Source organism: uncultured Draconibacterium sp. (assembly GCF_913060805.1).
Lineage (GTDB): Bacteria > Bacteroidota > Bacteroidia > Bacteroidales > Prolixibacteraceae > Draconibacterium.
Genome location: NZ_CAJXTC010000075.1, coordinates 1 through 5,404, shown reverse-complemented (window position 1 = coordinate 5,404; position 5,404 = coordinate 1). Strand labels below are relative to the sequence as shown.

At 41.3% G+C, this 5,404-nt stretch carries 6 protein-coding genes; 3 read left to right on the top strand and 3 right to left on the bottom strand.

What is annotated here, in order from left to right:
* Together QZ576_RS22455 and lon are read left to right on the top strand one after the other, a co-directional pair.
* Window positions 1-210 (top strand): type B 50S ribosomal protein L31 (locus tag QZ576_RS22455; protein WP_297101833.1); only part of this gene is annotated, 210 nt, incomplete at its 5' end.
* Window positions 211-475: 265 nt separating this feature from the next.
* Window positions 476-2,929: an endopeptidase La gene (gene lon / locus QZ576_RS22450; RefSeq protein WP_297101831.1), complete on the top strand. Its 2,454-nt coding sequence runs from the start codon at window positions 476-478 to the stop codon at window positions 2,927-2,929.
* Window positions 2,930-2,975: 46 nt separating this feature from the next.
* Here the strand turns inward: lon and QZ576_RS22445 are convergent, their stop codons facing one another.
* The 3 genes from QZ576_RS22445 to QZ576_RS22435 all read right to left on the bottom strand — a co-directional run bounded on the left by QZ576_RS22445 (window position 2,976) and on the right by QZ576_RS22435 (window position 4,433).
* On the bottom strand, window positions 2,976-3,611 hold the full coding sequence (locus QZ576_RS22445; RefSeq protein WP_297101828.1) for a thiamine diphosphokinase: 636 nt from the start codon (window positions 3,609-3,611) through the stop codon (window positions 2,976-2,978).
* 81 nt (window positions 3,612-3,692) lie between these two features.
* A complete protein-coding gene (locus QZ576_RS22440) occupies window positions 3,693-3,998 on the bottom strand; it encodes an iron-sulfur cluster assembly protein (protein WP_045031823.1) in 306 nt (101 codons plus the stop codon).
* Between the two features lie 12 nt (window positions 3,999-4,010).
* Window positions 4,011-4,433, bottom strand: a complete 423-nt coding sequence (locus QZ576_RS22435; protein WP_297101822.1) for a SufE family protein — start codon at window positions 4,431-4,433, stop codon at window positions 4,011-4,013.
* Window positions 4,434-4,598: 165 nt separating this feature from the next.
* Here QZ576_RS22435 and rbr point away from each other — a divergent pair, with 165 nt between their 5' ends.
* Window positions 4,599-5,177: a rubrerythrin gene (gene rbr, locus QZ576_RS22430; protein WP_297101819.1), complete on the top strand. Its 579-nt coding sequence runs from the start codon at window positions 4,599-4,601 to the stop codon at window positions 5,175-5,177.
* The last annotated feature ends 227 nt before the right edge of the window (window positions 5,178-5,404 follow it).

Below are 5,404 nucleotides of genomic sequence, written 5' to 3'. Positions count from 1 at the left end.
TCGAACGGACATACTTTTATTACCCGCTCTACTGTTGATACAAAAGAGACTGAGACTATCGACGGTGTTGAATACCCGGTTTACAAACTGGAGATTTCTAACACTTCGCACCCGTTTTACACTGGTAAAACAAAACTTGTGGATACTGCAGGTCGTGTAGATAAATTCATGAGCCGTTACGGTAAACACATGGAAAACAGAAAGAAATAATATTTCTTACCGATATAAAGGAAAGCATTCGTCGTTTTGATGAATGCTTTTTTTATTTCCAATAACTTCAGAAATGTCGCTCCCCAACACAAATTCGTGCAATTTTGTCGGGTTATTTCCCGAATTCCGGTGAACAATCCGCCAATGTAAACAGTCTGTTTAAATGGCATGGCAATTGCGTTATTGTACGCTGTACATAAAACCGGCAATGTTTTGCCTGTTCTGTCTTTTTAACGACAGAATGTCATTATAATAAAATAGAAAGATGGGTAAATATAAAAATACAGCTTTTCAAACAATGTTCGGATCGGGAATGATGGATAACGAATCAGACTTTCTTCCAATTATTGCCGATGGCGATGACAAGGATTTAAAGAATGTGGAAGTGCCGTCGGTTCTTCCGATTTTGCCGCTGCGTAACACCGTTTTGTTTCCGGGTGTGGTTTTGCCAATTACCGTTGGCCGCGAGCGATCGTTAAAGCTCATTCGCGATGTTAACCAGGGAAGCAAATTGCTGGGAACAGTTGCGCAAAAAGATTACACGGTTGACAAACCCGAAGCAGGCGATTTGTACGAAATTGGTACGGTGGCCGAAATTATGAAGGTGCTGGAAATGCCCGACGGATCGACTTCTGTTATCATTCAAGGGAAACGCCGTTTTAGAATTAACGAAATGGTTAGCGAAGAACCCTATTTTAAGGCCTCGGTTGAACCGCTGACTGATATTACTTCGAAAGATGATAATGAGTTTAACGCCATTGTTGGCTCGCTGAAAGACCTTTCGATTAAGGTTGCTCAGTTCTCGGCCAATGTGCCGCCCGAAGCCACTTTCGCCGTTAAAAATATCGAGAATTCTACTTTCCTGATCAACTTTATTTGCTCTAACACCGACATTAACGTGGACGACAAACAAAAGCTGCTGGAAATTGAAAGCCTGAAAGACCGTGGTGTGCAAGCCATTAGTTTTTTGGTGAAAGAAGTTCAGATGCTGGAGTTGAAACAGGATATCCAGAAAAAGGTGAAAACCGACATGGACAAGCAACAGCGCGAGTTTATGTTGAACCAGCAAATGAAAACCATTCAGGATGAGCTGGGCGGAAATCCGGTAGAGCAGGAAATTAATGCTTTAAAAGAAAAGGCGAAAGAGAAAAAGTGGAATAAAGATGTGGATGAATTTTTCCATCGTGAGGTGGAAAAACTGGGACGTTTGAACCCGGCTGCCGGAGAATACTCGGTGCAGTTCACTTTTTGCCAGACTTTACTCGACTTGCCGTGGAATGAATATACCGAAGATAATTTCGACCTGAAACACGCCAGCAAAGTGTTGGACGAAGACCACTACGGACTGGAGAAAGTGAAAGAACGTATGTTGGAGCACCTGGCCGTGTTGAAATTGAAAAACGATATGAAAGCGCCGATCCTTTGTTTGTATGGCCCTCCGGGAGTTGGGAAAACATCGTTGGGGAAATCGGTAGCACGTGCTCTTGGCCGCAAATATGCACGAATGAGTTTGGGTGGTTTACACGACGAGTCGGAGATTCGCGGACACCGTAAAACCTACATTGGCGCAATGCCGGGGCGTATCATTCAAAATATTAAGAAGTCAAAATCATCGAATCCGGTGTTTATCCTGGATGAGATCGATAAAGTGTCGAAACATTTTCATGGCGACCCCGCTTCTGCATTGCTTGAAGTACTTGACCCAGAGCAAAACAGCGAATTCCACGATAATTATATTGAGCACGACTACGACTTGTCGAAAGTGATGTTTGTGGCTACAGCCAACTCGCTGAGCACAATTGCACCGCCGTTACGCGACCGTTTGGAATTGATCGAGGTAAGTGGTTACCTTGTAGAGGAAAAAATTGAGATTGCAAAACGTCATCTGATTCCAAAACAATTGGAAAATCACGGTTTGAAGAAATCGGATATCACTTTCCCAAAAGATATTATCGAGTTGATTATCGATGGTTACACCCGCGAAAGTGGTGTGCGTGAACTGGATAAAAAGCTGGCAAAGCTGATTCGTCGGGTTGCCAAGAAGATTGCTTTTGAGGAATCGTACAATAAAAAGTTGACTAAAGCTGATGTGCGCGAATATTTAGGAGTAACCGAATATTCAAAAGAAAAATACCAGGGCAACGAATTTGCAGGAGTGGTAACGGGTTTGGCCTGGACGGCTGTTGGTGGCGAAATTCTGTTTGTGGAAACCAGCCTTAGCAAAGGAAAAGGTGCTTTAACGCTTACCGGAAACCTGGGCGACGTAATGAAAGAGTCGGCAATGCTGGCCCACGAATACCTGAAATCGCATGCTGATGAGCTGGAGCTGAATCCTGAAGTATTCGAAAAATGGAATGTACACGTTCACGTTCCTGAAGGCGCTATTCCAAAAGATGGCCCTTCGGCAGGGGTGACCATGGTAACATCGCTGGCATCGGCATTTACACAGCGCAAAGTGAAGAAAAATCTGGCAATGACAGGAGAAATTACCTTGCGTGGTAAAGTACTTCCGGTTGGAGGTATAAAAGAGAAAATTCTTGCCGCTAAACGTGCCGGAATTACTGAGATCATTCTCTCGGAGCAAAACAAGAAAAACTTGGAGGACATTAAAGAGGCTTACATAAAAGGATTGAAATTCCACTTTGTAAATACAATTATGGATGTGCTGGATATTGCATTGTTAAAGGCTAAAGTGGACAAGCCGATGAAGATTGAATAATTCCTGAGAAATAATAAAAATGAAAGGTGCTTACGGGCACCTTTTTTTATGCAAATTTTTGAAAAACGATCAGCTTCCCTTTTTCAAATTCAAGCGAAAATGATTCCCCAAGGCATTCGTTTAAAGTGCCCATCCACCAGGAGTTTAGAATGGTATTTTTTAAAGGGTATTTTAAATCTTTTGAAGTAATTGCAGCAGGAATGCCCAACGAGAAAATGGAAACCTGTTGTCCCTTGAAAGAAGGAATTGTCTGAGACTGAAGAACCGGTCGGAAAATACCGGAGTTACTGATTGAGATCACCTCCAGTTTTTCGGCATAATCTAAAAGTAAGGAAATGTTGCCAATGGTATGATCTTCTCTTTTACCGGTGGCACCTAGAATAATTACATTTTTAGCACCGCTATTTATTACAAACTCAACGGCTTTGGTCTGGTCGTTTGTTTCCTGGTCAGTGTTTAAAACAATGCGATCGGCAAAGTCTGTCTTTGTTTGTTCCGAAACAGAATCGAGGTCGCCAACAATAAATGTTGGCTCCATGCCATATTCTATCAACTTATCGGCTGCACCGTCGCAACAAATAATCTGTTCGGCATTTTCTAATACAGACAACGGAATGTGGTGTTTCGGAAAAGATCCATCACAAAGTATAACAACGTTTGACTCAAAAGGTAACTGATTCATGAGGAACGAAAATACCAAAATAAAGTTGATTGTAAATATTCAAATGATCCGCTGAAACCAGGTGATGAATTGAGTAAGCGATTAAAAGAATCCCAGTTCGAGGCGGGCTTCTTCGCTCATCATCGATTTATCCCATGGCGGTTCGAAAGTTAATTCTACATCAACTTTTTCTACACCATCAACCGATTGGGCGGCTTGAGTAATATCGTCAACCAACACATCAACCACCGGACAGCCCGGCGCAGTAAGTGTCATTAAAATATTGGCCTGGTTGTTTTCGTCAATATCTACGTTGTAAATCAGTCCCAGGTCGTATACGTTAACCGGAATCTCCGGGTCGTAAACCTCTTTCAGGTTATTTATTATCAGATCTATTCTTTTATCCATTTCGTTCCCTCCTTATCCTGCAATCTTGCTATAAGCAACAGCGTATAAACGAATTTGTTTTACCATGGCAAGCAGACCATTTGAACGGGTAGGCGACAGGTGTTGTTTCAGTCCCAGATCGTCGATAAAATGTAGCTCTGTTTCAAGCAGTTCTTTTGGTGTACGGCCCGAAACAACACGTAGCAACAAGGCCACCAAACCTTTTACGATTACAGCATCGCTCTCGCCGCGGAAGTAGATCTTACCATCTTTCATGTCGGCAACCAACCACACACGCGACTGACATCCTTTAATAATGTTTTGGTCGTTTTTATCTTTGGCGTCGAGGTCTTCCAAATCGTTCCCCAATTCAATCAGGTATGCATATTTGTCCATCCAGTCTTCGTACATCGAAAACTCTTCAATTATCTCCTGTTGAATTTCTTCCATGCTCATAAATATCATTTTAAGAGTTAGCAAAGATCGTAATTTTCTCGTTTATGACAATGATGAAAGCCGTTTATTCAGACTAATTCAAAACTATCTTTTTGTATAGTTTACAAATGTCGAAATCGTTATCTTTAAACTTCCGAACAGAAAAACTAAAAAATCGAGAGAAAAATGACAAAGTTAGCAGGTACAAAAACCGAACAGAATTTATTAAAAGCATTTGCCGGTGAGTCTCAGGCACGTATGCGTTATGATTATTTTGCAAAACAAGCCAAAAAAGAAGGATTGGAACAAATAGCCGCCATTTTTGAAGAAACAGCAATGAACGAAAAAGAGCATGCTAAGCGTTTCTTTAAATTTTTAGAGGATGGCAATATGGTTGAAATTACAGCCACTTACCCAGCCGGAAAAATCGGTACTACTATGGAAAACCTGAAAGCATCAGCTGAAGGTGAAAACGAAGAGTGGACAGAGCTTTATCCTGAATTTGCAAAGGTTGCAGAAGAAGAAGGTTTCAGAGAAATTGCAATGGCTTTTAAACTGATTGCCCGTGTTGAAGAAGCGCATGAAAACCGTTACCGCACCTTGTATACAAATCTTGAAGAAGGTAAAGTGTTTAAACGTGGCGATAAAGTGGTGTGGAAATGCCGTAACTGTGGTTTTATTCACGAAGGAACCGCCGCTCCGAAATTATGCCCGGCTTGTCAGCATCCACAGTCTTATTTCGAAATTAAAGAATCGAATTATTAGGGAAACTTTTAGTGGAATTTCCAAAATAAAAAATGCCATCCGATTGCTTGTTCAATCCGGATGGCATTTTCTTTTTTATTGAGTGAATCAACAGTTATACTATTGATAACTGGTACTTTGATGACTCTCCCTGATAACGTCTTCGACATTATCGTCCCTCTCTATTCTTATGAAACAGACAAGGGATTAATGTAATTTTGTAGGTACTCTTTTTCTTTTTTTATTAC